The organism is Streptomyces sp. NPDC048484, assembly GCF_040651415.1.
In the GTDB taxonomy this organism is placed as follows: Bacteria; Actinomycetota; Actinomycetes; order Streptomycetales; family Streptomycetaceae; genus Streptomyces.
This window is the reverse complement of record NZ_JBEZJY010000034.1, coordinates 42,512-56,870: the sequence shown is the minus strand read 5'-3', so window position 1 is coordinate 56,870 and position 14,359 is coordinate 42,512. Positions and strand designations below refer to the sequence as shown.

Sequence of the window (14,359 nt, the reverse complement as noted above, 5' to 3'; positions counted from 1 at the left end):
AGCCGGGTATAGGCGTCCGCCAAAGCAGGGTGCAGGCGTCCGGTAAAGCCAGGCGTGCAGGTGCCCGGACGCACAAAACCGCAGGGACCGTACCGGTAGAGGTACGGCGCCCGCGGTCGCGTGCGTGCTGTGTATGCCACCCAACCCCCGGAGGGGTTACGCGGACTTGCGGCTGTCCCGAGGGTGAACCGCGATGTTCATGGCTCCGGATCGAAGCACGGCCAAGCGCTCTTCGAGGACCTCTTCGAGCTCCTCCCGCGTACGCCGCTCCATCAGCATGTCCCAATGCGTACGCGCGGGCTTGGCCTTCTTCTCTTCAGGGCCGTCGCCGTTCACCAGGAGTGCCTGGGCCCCGCAGACCTTGCACTCCCACTCCGGCGGGATCTCCGCCTCCACCGAGAAGGGCATCTCAAATCGATGGCCCTTCTCGCATGCGTACTCCACGGCCTGGCGCGGGGCCAGGTCGATGCCGCGGTCCGTCTCGTAGCTAGTCACCACGAGGCGCGTGCCGCGAAGAGCTCGCTCACTCATGAATCGTGCCTCCCGGGCTTGTCGCCCACAGGACAGGTGTCGCTGTCGTCGTCATCACGGTCAACGCCCGATCGGCGGTAAAGATTCCCGTTCCGGGTCGTGCATCGCCGTCGTAGCCGCCCTTGTAGTACCCACCTGCGCCCGGTTTGTCACATCTGACAGCAGATGTGACACAGTGTTGCGGCATCTTTGACGCGCAGTAACGGTACGCCTGGCAGGCCAAACGCGTACACTACCGCCCTTTGGCTCCGAGCGCTAAATCCTCGCCGGAACGGGGTTGCCCGCATCGCGCACCGCCCGGCGCACCGGAACCCGCGCGAGCAGCACGAACCCCAGCACGAAGAAGGCCACGAGCGAGATGATCGCGTCCCGGTAACTTCCGGTCAGCTGGTAGGTCAGGCCGAACAGGAGCGGCCCCAGCCAGCTCATGCCCCGGTCGCTCATCTCGTACGCCGCGAAGTACTCGGCCTCCTTGCCGGGCGGCACCAGATGCGAGAACAGGGACCGGGACAGGGCCTGGCTGCCGCCGAGGACGAGCCCGATGCCGGCGGCGAGGGCGAAGAACCAGACGGGGGCTCCCGCGGGCAGAAAGTATCCGGCGCCCAGCGTGAGGGTCCAGGCGACCAGGGAGCCCAGAATGGTCCGTTTGGTGCCGTACGTCCGGGCCAGTCGTCCCATCCCGAGAGCTCCGGCCACCGCGAGCAGCTGGACCAGCAGCACGGCGACGATCAGCGTCGACTGGTCGAGTCCCAGCTCCTCGGAGCCGTACACGGAGGCCTGCGAGATGACCGTCTGGATGCCGTCGTTGTAGACGAGGTACGCGAGCAGGAAGGCGAGCGTCAGCGGTTGGCGGCGCAGGTCGCGCACAGTGGCGGCCAGTTGCCGCCAGCCGGGCCTGGGTGCACCAGGAGAGCCCGGGCCGGGGGAGGCTGTGCGGCGGTCGCGCAGCCGCTTGAGCGGAATGAGGGTGAAGGCGCCCCACCAGATGCCCGCCGAGGCCAGACAGATGCGGACCGCCATCGCCTCCGAGACGCCGAAGCTGTCGTGGGCGGTGTAGAGCACCAGGTTCGCCACCAGGACCAGCGCGCCCGCCGCGTAGCCGAAGGCCCAGCCCCTCGACGAGACGGCGTCACGCTCCTCGGGCGGGGCGATCTGCGGCAGATAGGAGTTGTAGAGCACCATCGAGACGGCCAGTGAGGCATTGGCCACGATGAGCAGGAGGCCGCCCAGCAGATAGCGGTCGCCGTCCAGGAAGAACATGCCCGCGGTGGCCGCCGCGCCCAGATAGGCGGCCAGCGCGAGGAGCGGCTTCTTGCGGCCGCTGCGGTCGGCCGCCGCACCCGCCAGCGGCATCACGAAGATCGACAGAAGCACGGACGCCGACACGCAGTAGGCGAAGAAGGAGCCCGCGCGCAGGGGAATCCCCAGCGGGTGCACGAATCCGTCCGGGTCCGCGGCCGCCTTGGCGATCGACGTCAGATAAGGGCCGAGGAACACGGTGAGCACGCTCGTCGAATAGACGGAGCAGGCCCAGTCGTAGAAGTACCAGCCGCGTTGCTCGCGCCGCCGTTCGGTGGCCCCGGCGGCCGCCCGTTCCTGCACGGTGTCGGTACCCACCCGTGCCCTCGCTTCCCCGTCGTGTCCCCGTACGCGGACGCCGCGCGGTGCGCCGGGGCCGCGTATGCGGACGCCGCGCGGTGCGCCGGGCCGTCAGACCCAGCTGCCACGGTCCTCCAGGACGCCGCGCAACGTCTCGATGTGATCGGTCATGATGCCATCGACCCCCAGGTCCAGAAGCCGGTGCATCCGCTCGGCTTCGTTGACCGTCCACACGTGAACCTGCAGCCCGCGCGCGTGGGCGGCGCGCACGAAGCGGCGGTCGACCACCGGGACACCCGACTGGGCCTCGGGAACCTGGGTGCAGACCGCCGAGCGCCGCAGTGCGGCGGGCACGCCCCATGACCGCAGGCGCAGCCCCAGTACGCCCCGGGTGCCGTACGAGGTGGCCAGGCGCGGGCCGGCCAGGCGCTGGGCGCGGGCGACCCGCGCCTCGGAGAAGGAGCCGACGCAGACGCGGTCCCAGGAGTCGGTGCGCCGGATCAGGTCGAGGAGCGGCTGCAGCGCGGGCTCCGCCTTGACGTCGACGTTCCAGCGGACCTCGGGGAAGGTCTCCAGCAGCTCCTCGAACAGCGGGAGCGGTTCGGTGCCCGCCACGCGCGCGTGGCGTACGTCGTCCCAGGGGAGGTCCGCTATCCGTCCCGCCCCGTCGGTCACCCGGTCCAGTGTCGCGTCGTGGAAGGCGACGAGTTTTCCGTCCACCGTGGCGTGTACATCGGTCTCGATGTACCGGTAGCCGGCCCCGACCGCGCGGCGGAACTGGGCCACGGTGTTCTCCAGGCCGTCGGCGGCTCCGCCCCGGTGGGCGAAGGGTATGGGCCCGGGATGGTCGAGGTAGGGGTGGCGTACGCGCGGGATCACCCGCGCAGTATCGCCCCCTCCGACGGCCCGGTGGCAACGACCGTGCTGCCGCGCGGTGATGCCGGAGGGACGGCGAACACCCGCAGGAAGAGCTGGGCCAGCGGCCCGATGGCCACCGCGTACAGGACCGTGCCCACGCCCACCGTGCCGCCGAGGGCGAAGCCCGTCGCGACGACCGCCACTTCGAGGGCCGTGCGCACCAGACGGATCGAACGGCCGGTGCGCCGATGGAACCCCGTCATCAGGCCGTCGCGCGGGCCCGGACCGAACCTGGCCGCTATGTAGAGGCCGGTCGCCACGCCGTTGAGCAGGATCCCCGCCGCCATCAGCGGGACACGGACCGCGAGGGCGTGTGCCTCCGGGACCAGGGCGAGCGTGCCGTCCATCGCGATGCCGACCACGAAGACGTTGGACACCGTGCCGAGGCCCGGGCGCTGGCGCAGCGGGATCCACAGGAGGAGAACGATGGCTCCCACGAAGATCGACACGACGCCGATGGTCAGCCCGGTCAGCTCGGCGAGGCCCTGGTGCAGCACTCCCCAGGGCTCAAGACCCAGGCCCGCCTCGACGAGGAGGGCCGAACTCGCTCCGTACAGGGCCAGGCCCACGTACAGCTGGAGGAGTCGGCGGGTGAGATGCCTGGACGGCTCCGGCGGCGGAATGGACAAGACGTGCTCCCTGGTGGTGCTAGTGGACTGCCTCATGGCACCATGTGGCTTGGGTAGAAACCTCTTCCATGGCCAATTCAGGGAAGGTGGACTGGAAATCATGACGCAGTGGACTTCGGCGGTGGGGGCCGCCCAGCTCGCCCGGCTGCTCAACTCCCAGCAGGAGCGCCCGGCGGGCCCCGGCACGCGTCGCCCGCCCGCCTACCGCGCCCTCGCCGACGGGATCCGACTGCTCGTCCTCGAAGGCCGGGTTCCCGTGGCGGCGCGGCTGCCCGCCGAGCGCGAGCTGGCCCTCTCCCTGTCCGTCAGCCGCACCACGGTGGCGGCCGCCTACGAGGCACTGCGCGCCGAAGGCTTCCTGGAGTCCCGTAGAGGGGCAGGCAGCTGGACCGCCGTACCGGCCGGGAACCCGCTGCCCGCGCGCGGCCTCGAACCCCTGCCGCCCGAGGCCCTCGGCTCCGTGATCGACCTGGGCTGCGCGGCCCTGCCCGCACCCGAACCCTGGCTCACCCGCGCCGTGCAGGGCGCCCTGGAGGAACTGCCGCCGTACGCCCACACACACGGTGACTATCCGGCGGGGCTGCCCGCGCTGCGCCAGACGCTCGCCGACCGGTACACCGCGCGCGGCATTCCCACCATGCCCGAGCAGATCATGGTGACCACCGGGGCCATGGGCGCCATCGACGCCATCTGTCATCTCTTCGCCGGGCGCGGGGAACGTATCGCCGTCGAGTCGCCCTCGTACGCCAACATCCTTCAGCTGATGCGGGAGGCCGGGGCCCGTCTGGTGCCCGTCGCCATGGCCGAGGGACTCCGGGGCTGGGACATGGACCGCTGGCGGCAGGTGCTGCGCGACTCGGCGCCCCGCCTCGCCTACGTCGTCGCGGACTTCCACAATCCGACCGGCGCACTCGCCGACGAGGACCAGCGCAGGCAACTCGTCGACGCCGCGCGGTCGGCCGGCACCGTACTGGTCGTGGACGAGACCATGAGCGAGCTGCATCTGGACGAGGGGCTCGCGCTGCCGCGCCCTGTGTGCGGGTTCGACCCGGGCGGGTCCACCGTCGTCACGGTCGGTTCGGCCAGCAAGGCCTTCTGGGCCGGTATGCGGATCGGCTGGGTCCGTGCCGCGCCCGACGTGATCCGCAGCCTGGTCGCGGCGCGTGCCTACGCCGACCTCGGCACCCCCGTCCTGGAGCAGCTCGCCGTGAACTGGCTGCTCAGCACCGGCGGCTGGGAGCAGGCCGTGGAGATGCGACGCGACCAGGCCCGCGAGAACCGGGACGCGCTGGTGACGGCCCTGCGCCGTGAGCTGCCCGGCTGGGAGTTCGACGTGCCGAGCGGCGGACTCACCCTGTGGGTGCGTACGGGGGGCCTGTCCGGCTCGCGGCTGGCCGAGGTCGGTGAGCGGGTCGGTGTACGCGTGCCGTCCGGGCCCCGCTTCGGCGTGGACGGGGCCTTCGAGGGCTATGTGCGGCTTCCGTTCACCGTCGGCGGCGCGGTCGCCGACGAGGCGGCTACGCGTCTGGCGGCGGCGGCCCGGCTGGTCGAGACGGGCGCGAACGGGGGGACGGAGACGCCACGCACGTTCGTGGCGTGACACCTGGCGCGGCGGTGCCGCCCGCTCGGGATCGCGGGTGCGGATGCGGGTGCGCGTGCGGGCGAGTCGTGGCCGGCCCCGCCCGCGCGGCGGAGCCGCAGATCGATACGGCCCCGCGCCCCTCTGGGGCTCGTGTGCGGAAGCGTGGGGCGCTCAGCCCTCCGCGACCAGGCCCATAGGGCCCGGCGCCGTGACGCGTACGGGGCCGGCCGGGACCGCGGGCATCGGGTGTTCCGGGGCCGGGGCCGTGGCCACCGGGCCCACCGGGTCCACCGGAGCGGTGCGCTCCGGCAGCAGGCCGAGCACCGCCTGACGGTGGGTCTCGCTGGTGGCCTCGTCGTACGGGTCCGGGGTCGCAGGCACCTGGAGGCGGTGGACCGGGCCCGCGCCCAGCCGGGCGTACCCACGGCCGGGCGGAACGTCGGGCGTGGGAGTCGTGTGCGGCGGCGCCCCGAGCACCGCTTCGAGCCGGGCCGCCGATGCGGGGCCGAGAACGACCCGCGCGCGTGTGTGCCCCAGTACCGCGTCGCCGAGTGACTCCAGGGCGTCGAACTGCTCCGCCATCACGACCGTCACACCGGCCGCACGGCCGTGGCGCAACGGCGCCTGGAGGAGGGCCCCCGGATCCTGCCGGCCGTCGGCCGTCGCGAGATGGCCGAGCATCGTCGGACGGTCCAGGAGGAGCCACAGGGGGCGCCTCGTGTCCTCCGGCGGAGTGAGGCCGGCCCGTCGGGCCCGGCTCGCGGCGATGAGACGGCGCTCCGTCTCGTGAGCCGCCCATTCGAGGCCGGCCAGCGCACCCGCCAGGCCGCATTCGACGCCCAGGACGCCGTCGCGCCCCGTCAGGCACGCGTACTCGCCCGTACCGGCGCCTTCGACGATCAGCACGTCACCGTGCTGGAGGGCCTGCAGCGCGATCGAGCGCAGGAAAGTGGTCGTGCCGCTGCCGGGCCCGCCCACCGCGAGCAGGTGCGGCTCGGTCGAGCGCACACCGGTGCGCCAGATCACCGGCGGGGTGTCCCGCCGCTCCTCGCCGAACGCGAGAGGGAGCGTGCGCTGCACGTCGGCCGGGTCGGTGAAGCCGAGGACGGTCTCGCCCGGAGCCGTGACGAACCGCTGGGCGGCGACGTCGGTCGGCAGTGGCGGCAGGACGGCGACCGTGAGCTGGTTGCCCTCCTCGTCCCATACGAAGCGGTACTCCCGGCCGCGGCCCGACTTGGCGTGCAGCAGTTGCTCGATGCGGGCCCGGGAGCCCGCCTCGCCGTCCGTGAAGTAGGCGGGGTAGCGAACGGACAGGTGAGAGAGGCGGCCGGTGTCGTCGAACGCGTACGAGTCGAAGGCCTGGTCCCATGCACCGCCGTGGGCATAGAGCGGCGCCGGGTCCTCGGGGACGGAGAAGTACGGCACGAGCGCCTCGTAGAGGGACTCCAGACGCTTGCTCTGTGCCTCGTCGGGATCTGTCGGCGCGGGCGGGGTGCGGTCCCTGCCCCGCCACGCGGCCGCCGCCATCAGGGTGATGACGGCGAGCAGCGGCCCGTACGGGAGGAGGGCCACGACCAGGACGACCGAGGCCACCAGGAACAGCAGTGGACCGCGCCGGTCCTTGGGGGTGTCCGCCCAGGTGCGCCGTCCGGCAGCTGCCAGCCGGCGCAGTCCACGACTGATGGTGATCAGCGGGTGGAGGACGTCGGTGGCGCTGTCGGCGGCCGTCCTGGCCAGGTCCCGGCTGCGGGCGAGCTGTGTGCTGCCGGTACTCAGAATGCGGGGAAGGGGGCGCCGTGCCACTGCTGTCTCCTGGAGGTACGTGCGAACGGGACGGGGTCAGAACTTGATCCCGCCGATCAGGCCGGCCAGGCTCGCGCCGCCCGCCGTGATGCTCGGTGCGATGGCCGTACCCGCGAGGTAGAACCCGAAGAGGGCGCTGACCATCGCGTGCGAGGCCTTGAGTCCGTCCTTGCGGAAGAAGAGGAAGACGATGATGCCGAGCAGGACCACACCTGACATGGAAAGGATCATGAGATTTCTCCTGGATCGATGGGGACAGTCACCATGAGTACTTCCAGGCTCACAGCATGTATCCATACGATAAAAGGTGCAACTGGGTGAATATCGTCTTATTTCATCCCAATGGTCCTGCGTTATGAGGCTGCCCGGCCGACCGGGCAGCTGGTCGAGGGGTTGCCGGATTCGTGGTGATGCTTGCCTCACGTGGGCCCGGTCATGTGCCCGCGGAGCCAGTACGCTGGCGAATCACTCTTACGGTCGCACCGCTGGCGGCCGCACGTTCCGGCAGTCGCGTTCGTTGTCGCAGTGTTCCCGTAGGTGTTTCCGCAGGTGTTTTCCGTAGGTGTTTCCGCAGTGAGAGGTGGTCCCGTCGATGACTGAAGCCCCCGACCCCGAGGTCGTGGAGCTGGCGACCAAGATCTTCGATCTGGCTCGGCAGGGGCAGACCGAAGCGCTCGTGGCGTATGTCGACGCGGGTGTGCCGGCCAACCTCACCAACGACCGCGGCGACTCGCTGCTGATGCTCGGCGCCTACCACGGTCACGCCGACGCGGTGAGCGCACTCCTGGAGCGCGGGGCGGAGGCGGACCGCATCAACGACCGTGGCCAGACTCCGCTCGCCGGAGCCGTCTTCAAGGGCGAGGGCGCCGTCATCCGCGTGCTCCTGGACGCCGGCGCGGATCCCTCGGCGGGGACGCCCTCCGCCGTCGACACCGCTCGGATGTTCGCCAAGACCGAACTGCTCGAACTGTTCGGAGCACACTGAACCATCCGCCTTGACCAGGCGGAACAAGATTTTTGGGGGAGGCGGAACGGGGCCGCCGGAAATGCGGTCGCGGCAGCGAGAACCGCTGGGTCATCATGACGTCGTGATTCACGGACGCGATGGCTGGGCAGATGTTGCCGCACCGCGCGGACCGTGATGCGGCCCGCACGGGCCACCGACGAGAGGCAGAGGAAGATGGCTTACAGCAAGCAGGAAACGGCGGGCGCCCCGACGTGTTGTCATGCGGCCAGGTAGAGCAGGACCCCGGTTGCGTCGACGCTTGATGTGAGGCTGTTTCCCATGTTCGATCCGGTCATAGCGCCCAGCGGTACGCTGCTCGGCCTGCTGCAGAGAGGCCGTGGCGACGGCACGCTGCACGCGCTCACCGCGCCACGGGCCGAAGCGCTCACGGCGCTCAACCACTGCGTGCTGAGCGACCCCCGCCACGACTGGCAGGTGGAGAACCGCTCCCTCTACTACGCCCGTCTCTACCTCGATCTGGGCGGAAGCCTCGACGAGATCGAGGCGCACCTCTTCGACGCGGCGGACGTGCTCGACACCGACGAGTCACGCACGGGCCTCGCGCTCGCCGTCCTCGGTCATCTCGCCTCGTACGGCAGGCAGGCCGCCCTGGAGATGCTGCGGCGGTACGCCGCCTGCGGCGCCAACTGGGCCTGGGCCCTCGACGAACTGGCGCTGCGCGACGACGATGCCGGCCTGCGTGCCCTCGCGGCCCCCGTTCTCGCCCGGTTTCCCGCCGATGCCGAGGGCGAGGCCGAGCTGGCCGCGGTCGTACGGGACTCCTTCGAACCCCGGCCCTGGCGGCTGTGGGCCGACGATCCCCGCTCATCCGTCGCCGCACGCGTACGCGGCGCCCGGGAAGCCGGTTCCTTCGACCGGTGGCAGCGGCAGATGCGACCGTCCGGGCCCCGCCCCGGATGGAGCGTGCGGGCCGTCTTCGAGTGGGCCCAGCAGGGCATCGAGCGCGGAGCCGCCCTCCATGTGCCCGCCGCACGCTGCCTCACGGCCGTCGCCGGACCCGGCGACCGCCCCGAGATCGTCGAGGCCGCCCGCACCGGAGACGACGGCGCGCGGTGCACAGCTCTGCGCTATCTCGCCGACAGCCACGATCCCGACGCACTGGAGCTGGTCGAGGCCGCACAGACCTCCGGCTCACGGCTCGTCGTGGACGCCGCCGTGGACGCCTTCGAGCGGATGCGGAACGTCGCCGCGGTGGAACGGGCCCGTGGCTGGGCACACCGCCCCGACGCACTGGGAGAGGCCGCCGGACGCGTGCTCGCCTGTTGGGGCGGCGCACAGGACAGCGAACTCGTCCTGGGCGCCCTGCGCGAGGCCGTACGAGGCGAAGGGCCCGACGCGCAGACCCTGTGGACCCTCGTCGACGGTGCCGGACGGCTCGGGATCGCGGGGGCGGCTCCCGTCCTGCGGCACGTCTACCGCGAGACCGCCTCGTCCCATCTGCGCGGGCGAGCGGCTCGCGCGCTGGCCGCCACCGATCCCTCCTTCGCCGCCGGCTTCGCCGTCGAGTGCCTCTGGGACTGCGAGGAGACCACGCGCGAAGTGGCCGCACGGCACGCCGAGACCGGGGACGCCCGGGTGGTCGACCAGCTACGGCGGCTCGCTGCCGATCCGGCCGAGGAAGCCGACGTGCAGACCGCGGTCCGCAGCAGGATCGGCCCGGACGCGTCCGCCGTATGAGACCGCCCGAAGCAGTCGTGTTCAGGGTGACCGGCCGCCGCGGAGATCCATCAGAAGCCGCCTAAGTCCGGTGGCGCACCGGCACGAATCGTACGGGTGTGCCCGGGGTGGCCTGGGCTGTGGTGGGGAGGTCGGTGGGGTGGACCACCGCGATCACCGGATAGCCCCCTGTGGTCGGGTGGTCCGCCAGAAAGACCATCGGCAGGCCGTCCGGGGGGACCTGGACCGCGCCGAGGACCATGCCCTCGCTGGGCAGTTCGCCCCCGATCGCCCGCTCCAGGGCGGGCCCTTCCGTGCGCAGGCCGATGCGGTTGCTCGCGGAGGACACCCGATAGGTGTGCGTGGTGAAGGTGCGCAGGGCCGCCGCCGTGAACCAGTCGTCGCGCGGCCCCGGCGTCACCCGCAGGACGAGCTCGGCCGGCGGTGACGGCTGCGGAACGACGTCCACGTGCGCGTGGTGGCCACTGGGCCTCCCCAGGGGGAGCACCGTCCCGTCGGCGAGGGGCGGCGGGCCGAGGCCCGACAGCAGGTCCGTCGACCGGCTGCCCAGCACCGACTCGACGGCCACCCCACCGGACACGCCCACGTAGGCGCGTACTCCGGAGGCCGCCGTTCCCACGGACAGCAGCGCCCCGGCGGGCACGTGCACCGGGGCTCCCCAGGCGGCCGGGCGGCCGTCCACGGAGACGGCGGACGGGGCGCCCCCCACGGCCACGGTGACCGTGGAACGCGGCCGCACGTCGCATCCGTTGAGCGTCGTCTCCAGGAGAGCCGCCTCGGGCGGATTGCCGACGAGCCGGTTCATCAGGGCGGCGGCGGGAGCGTCCAGCGCGCCGGAGCGCGGTACCCCGAGGTGCGCGTGGCCCGGGCGTCCCAGGTCCTGCACCGTGGTCAGCGCCCCGGCCCGTACGACGACCAGCGCGCGGTCCGTCATCAGGAGTCCACCGGGACGAAGCGGACCGGCGTGCCCGGTGACAGCAGCGCGGCCGGTACGCGCGCGTGGTCCCACAGGACGGCGTCCGTCGTGCCGATCAGCTGCCAGCCGCCCGGCGAGGAGCGTGGATACACGCCCGTGTACGGGCCCGCAAGGCCCACGGAACCCGCCGGGACGGTCGTACGGGGTGTCGCGCGCCGGGGCACGCCGTAGCGGGCCGGGAGCCCGGTCAGATAGCCGAAGCCGGGAGCGAACCCGCAGAAGGCGACCCGGAACTCGGCCGCCGCGTGGATGCGCGCCACCTCGTCCGGGGACACGCCCCAGAGTTCGGCGACGTCGGCCAGGTCGGGGCCGTCGTAGCGCACGGCGATCTCCACGACCTCCTGCGCGGGCGGAGGAACGGGCGGGAGCCGCGTGACGGACAGCTGCGCGGCCAGCCGGGACGGGTCGTCGAGACCGTCGAGGAGGACCGTGCGGGCGGCGGGGACGATCTCGCGCACGGAGAGGGAGCCCTCCGCGCGGCGGCGGAGCAGATCGGCGTGCAGGGCCTGTGCCTCCTCGTCCGTGGACACCTCGACGAGCAGGGCACGGTCGCCGACCGGCAGTGCCCTCATACGAACGCCTCGACGCGGACGCCCGACTCTTCCAGCTGTGCCCGGACCCGGCGGGCCAGGTCCACCGCGCCGGGCGTGTCGCCGTGCAGGCACAGGGAACGGGCCCGTACGGCGATGTCACGGCCCGAGTGGGACGCGACGACACCAGAACGGGCGAGGCCCACCGAGCGTTCCACGACGGCTCCCGGATCTGTGATCACCGCACCCTCCCGGCCACGCGGCACCAGCGTGCCCTCCTCGGTGTACGCGCGGTCCGCGAACGCCTCGGTGACGACCGGGAGCCCCGCCTCACCGGCCACGTCGAGGAACCGCGAGCCGGGCAGGCCGAGCACCGGGAGCGTGGCGTCGGCGAGCAGTACCCCGTTCACCACCGCCCCGGCCTGCTCCTCGTCGTGCACGACGCGGTTGTAGAGCGCGCCGTGCGGTTTGACGTACGCCACGCGTGCGCCCGCCGCGCGCGCGAAGACCTCCAGGGCGCCGATCTGGTAGGCCACTTCGGCCGCCAGCTCGTCGGACGGCACGTCCATCGCGCGGCGTCCGAAGCCCGCCAGGTCCCGGTAGGAGACCTGGGCGCCGATCCGTACACCGCGCGCGGCGGCCAGGTCGCAGACCCGCCGCATGGTGGAGGCGTCCCCGGCATGGAAGCCGCAGGCCACATTGGCGCTGGTGACGACGGACAGCAGTTGTTCGTCGTCGGTCAGGTGCCAGCGGCCGAAGCCCTCGCCGAGATCGGCGTTGAGATCGATCGAGGTCATGGCGTGTTCCGTTCTCCGGTCAGGCGACGCGGTACTGCTCGTCACGGGTGTCGGTGATGAACATCTGCCCCGGCGCGTGGGTGATCGCGAACGGCGGCCGTGAGGCCATCACCGCGGCCTGCGGTGTCACACCGCAGGCCCAGAACACCGGGATGTCGCCCGGCTCGGCGTCCACCGGGTCGCCGAAGTCGGGGCGGCCGAGATCCTCGATGCCGAGGGCGCCCGGGTCGCCGCAGTACACCGGACTGCCGTGCACCGCGGGCAGCAGGCTGGTCTCCCGGATCGCCGCGGGCAGGTGCTCGGGCGGCACCGGACGCATGGACACCACCATGGGCCCGTGCAGCCGCCCGGCGGGGCGGCACTGGCGGCCGGTCACGTACATGGAGACGTTGCGGCCCTGCTCGATGTGGCGCATCGGTACGCCCGCCTCGGTCAGCGCCCACTCGAAGGTGAAACTGCACCCGATGAGGAACGACACGAGGTCGTCCCGCCAGTGCGCCACCACATCCGTGGGCTCCTCCACCAGCTCGCCGTGCTCCCAGACCCGGTAGAGCGGCAGATCGGTGCGCAGGTCGGCGCCGGCGGCCAGGACGGTCGTCCAGGAACCGGCGTCGGTGACGTCGAGCACCGGGCAGGGCTTCGGGTTGCGCTGGCAGAACAACAGCATGTCGTACGCCCAGTCGGCCGGCACCGAGATCAGGTTCGCCTGGGTGTGGCCGGCCGCGCAGCCCGTGGTGGGGCCCGACGCGCCCGCACGGAACCGGGAGCGTGCCTCTGCCGGGCTCCACACGCGCGCGTGCTCGTCGAGAACCTTGAGCGGGCGGTGCCGGGTACTCGGTGACCGGTTCACAACAGTTCCTTCCCACGGGTCTCGGGCAGACCGATCAGGGCCAGCGCCGCGAGACCGTATCCGATCGCGCCGAAGACCAGCGCGCCGCCGACACCCCAACTGTCGGCCAGGAAGCCGACCAGGGTCGGGAAGACCGCGCCGATGGCACGGCCGGTGTTGTACGTGAAGCCCTGTCCCGTGCCGCGTACGGCCGTCGGGTACAGCTCGCTGAGGAACGAGCCGAAGCCGCTGAAGATCGCCGACATACAGAACCCGAGCGGGAAACCGAGCACCAGGACGAGGGTGTTGGCGCCGCTCGGAATGTTCGCGTAGGCCAGGATGCAGACCGCCGAGAGGATCGCGAAGAGCAGGATGTTGCGCTTGCGGCCCAGCTTGTCGGTCAGATATCCGCCGGTCAGGTAGCCGATGAAGGCCCCCGAAATCAGGAACGTGAGGTAGCCGCCGGTGCCGACGACGGACAGGCCGCGGTCCGTCTTCAGGTACGTCGGAACCCAGGTGGCCAGGGTGTAGTAGCCGCCCTGGACGCCTGTGGAGAGCAGGACGGCGAAGATCGTCGTCTTCAGCAGGCCGGGCGAGGTGGCCGTGCCCGGCTTGAAGATCGCGGCGAAGGAACCCTTCTCGGGGCTCTCCTTGCGGCGCGCGGCCGCCTCCGGGGCGTCCTGGACGTGACGGCGCACCCATATGACCAGCAGGGCCGGCAGCGCCCCGGTCCAGAACATCACGCGCCAGGCGATGTCGTCGTCGAGGAACTGGAAGACCAGCGTGTAGACCACCACGGCGAGCCCCCAGCCCACGGCCCAGGCGCTCTGGACCGCGCCGAGCGTACGGCCCCGGTGCTTCGGGCTCGCGTACTCGGCGACCAGGATCGCGCCGACCGCCCACTCACCGCCGAAACCGAGCCCCTGAAGCGCCCGGAAGACCAGCAGGGTCTCGTAGTTGGGCGCGAAGCCGCAGGCCACGGTGAAGACCGCGTACATGATGACGGTGATCATCAGTGCCTTGACGCGCCCGATCCGGTCCGCGAGGACACCCGCGGCCGCGCCGCCGATCGCGGACACGACCAGCGTGACGGTCGTGAACAGGCCGGTCTGGCCGGTGCTGAGACCGAAGTACGCCGCCAGGGCCACCATGCTCAGCGGCAGTGTGAAGTAGTCGTACGAGTCGAGGGCGTAGCCGCCGAACGCGCCGCCGAAGGCGCGGCGGCCGCGCGGTCCGAGGGCCCGCAGCCAGGCGAACGCGCCCTCGTCGGCGGTGGGCTCACCCGCTCCGGGGCGCGATGCGGTGGGCGGGGCCTGCGGTGGAGGGGTCGTGCTCATGGGCACCTCGCAGATGAGGGACGGGAGGGTGCTTCGGGACTGAGCCGTGCCGTGCGGAAGCCGTTCGGCGCCGGGATGAGCGGCCGGTGCCTGATAAGCAAGGTAGAGGATCGTTGAACGATCC

General features: G+C 71.8%; 14 protein-coding genes. 3 read left to right on the top strand and 11 right to left on the bottom strand.

The window, feature by feature from the left end:
* Positions 1–156: 156 nt before the first annotated feature.
* From AB0D14_RS30320 to AB0D14_RS30305, 4 genes are all read right to left on the bottom strand, one after another.
* A complete protein-coding gene (locus AB0D14_RS30320; protein WP_307134522.1) occupies positions 157–531 on the bottom strand; it encodes an RNA polymerase-binding protein RbpA in 375 nt (124 codons plus the stop codon).
* A gap of 255 nt (positions 532–786) precedes the next feature.
* Positions 787–2,148: an MFS transporter gene (locus AB0D14_RS30315; RefSeq protein ID WP_362785455.1), complete on the bottom strand. Its 1,362-nt coding sequence runs from the start codon at positions 2,146–2,148 to the stop codon at positions 787–789.
* Between the two features lie 93 nt (positions 2,149–2,241).
* Entirely contained in the window at positions 2,242–3,009 is a 768-nt protein-coding gene (locus AB0D14_RS30310; RefSeq protein ID WP_362785452.1) for a glycerophosphodiester phosphodiesterase, read from the bottom strand.
* Entirely contained in the window at positions 3,006–3,713 is a 708-nt protein-coding gene (locus tag AB0D14_RS30305) for a hypothetical protein (RefSeq protein ID WP_362785449.1), read from the bottom strand. Before AB0D14_RS30305 ends, AB0D14_RS30310 begins: the two co-directional genes overlap by 4 nt.
* A 64-nt stretch (positions 3,714–3,777) precedes the next feature.
* On the opposite strand from AB0D14_RS30305, the gene AB0D14_RS30300 reads away from it, so the two are divergent.
* A complete protein-coding gene (locus AB0D14_RS30300; protein ID WP_362785447.1) occupies positions 3,778–5,277 on the top strand; it encodes a PLP-dependent aminotransferase family protein in 1,500 nt (499 codons plus the stop codon).
* Positions 5,278–5,430: 153 nt separating this feature from the next.
* Here the strand turns inward: AB0D14_RS30300 and AB0D14_RS30295 are convergent, their stop codons facing one another.
* Together AB0D14_RS30295 and AB0D14_RS30290 are read right to left on the bottom strand one after the other, a co-directional pair.
* A complete protein-coding gene (locus tag AB0D14_RS30295) occupies positions 5,431–7,062 on the bottom strand; it encodes a hypothetical protein (RefSeq protein WP_362785445.1) in 1,632 nt (543 codons plus the stop codon).
* Between the two features lie 36 nt (positions 7,063–7,098).
* The gene (locus AB0D14_RS30290) at positions 7,099–7,293 is read right to left on the bottom strand and encodes a hypothetical protein (protein ID WP_362785442.1); all 195 of its coding nucleotides are present in this window, start codon (positions 7,291–7,293) and stop codon (positions 7,099–7,101) included.
* 361 nt (positions 7,294–7,654) lie between these two features.
* On the opposite strand from AB0D14_RS30290, the gene AB0D14_RS30285 reads away from it, so the two are divergent.
* Both AB0D14_RS30285 and AB0D14_RS30280 read left to right on the top strand, forming a co-directional pair.
* Complete coding sequence (locus tag AB0D14_RS30285; RefSeq protein ID WP_362785439.1) at positions 7,655–8,047, top strand: ankyrin repeat domain-containing protein; 393 nt, start codon at positions 7,655–7,657, stop codon at positions 8,045–8,047.
* Between the two features lie 300 nt (positions 8,048–8,347).
* Positions 8,348–9,766, top strand: coding sequence for a HEAT repeat domain-containing protein (locus AB0D14_RS30280; protein ID WP_362785436.1), 1,419 nt, complete (start codon positions 8,348–8,350; stop codon positions 9,764–9,766).
* Positions 9,767–9,827: 61 nt separating this feature from the next.
* On the opposite strand, the gene AB0D14_RS30275 is transcribed toward AB0D14_RS30280, so the two are convergent.
* The 5 genes from AB0D14_RS30275 to AB0D14_RS30255 are packed head-to-tail and all read right to left on the bottom strand — an operon-like array spanning position 9,828 to position 14,235.
* Complete coding sequence (locus AB0D14_RS30275) at positions 9,828–10,700, bottom strand: biotin-dependent carboxyltransferase family protein (protein WP_362785434.1); 873 nt, start codon at positions 10,698–10,700, stop codon at positions 9,828–9,830.
* On the bottom strand, positions 10,700–11,314 hold the full coding sequence (gene pxpB, locus AB0D14_RS30270) for a 5-oxoprolinase subunit PxpB (protein WP_362785432.1): 615 nt from the start codon (positions 11,312–11,314) through the stop codon (positions 10,700–10,702). Before pxpB ends, AB0D14_RS30275 begins: the two co-directional genes overlap by 1 nt.
* Positions 11,311–12,069, bottom strand: a complete 759-nt coding sequence (locus tag AB0D14_RS30265; protein ID WP_362785430.1) for a 5-oxoprolinase subunit PxpA — start codon at positions 12,067–12,069, stop codon at positions 11,311–11,313. Before AB0D14_RS30265 ends, pxpB begins: the two co-directional genes overlap by 4 nt.
* 19 nt (positions 12,070–12,088) lie before the next feature.
* Positions 12,089–12,919 (bottom strand): putative hydro-lyase, encoded by an 831-nt coding sequence (locus AB0D14_RS30260; RefSeq protein ID WP_362785427.1) that lies wholly within the window; start codon positions 12,917–12,919, stop codon positions 12,089–12,091.
* Positions 12,916–14,235: an MFS transporter gene (locus AB0D14_RS30255; RefSeq protein WP_362785425.1), complete on the bottom strand. Its 1,320-nt coding sequence runs from the start codon at positions 14,233–14,235 to the stop codon at positions 12,916–12,918. Before AB0D14_RS30255 ends, AB0D14_RS30260 begins: the two co-directional genes overlap by 4 nt.
* Positions 14,236–14,359 lie beyond the last annotated feature (124 nt).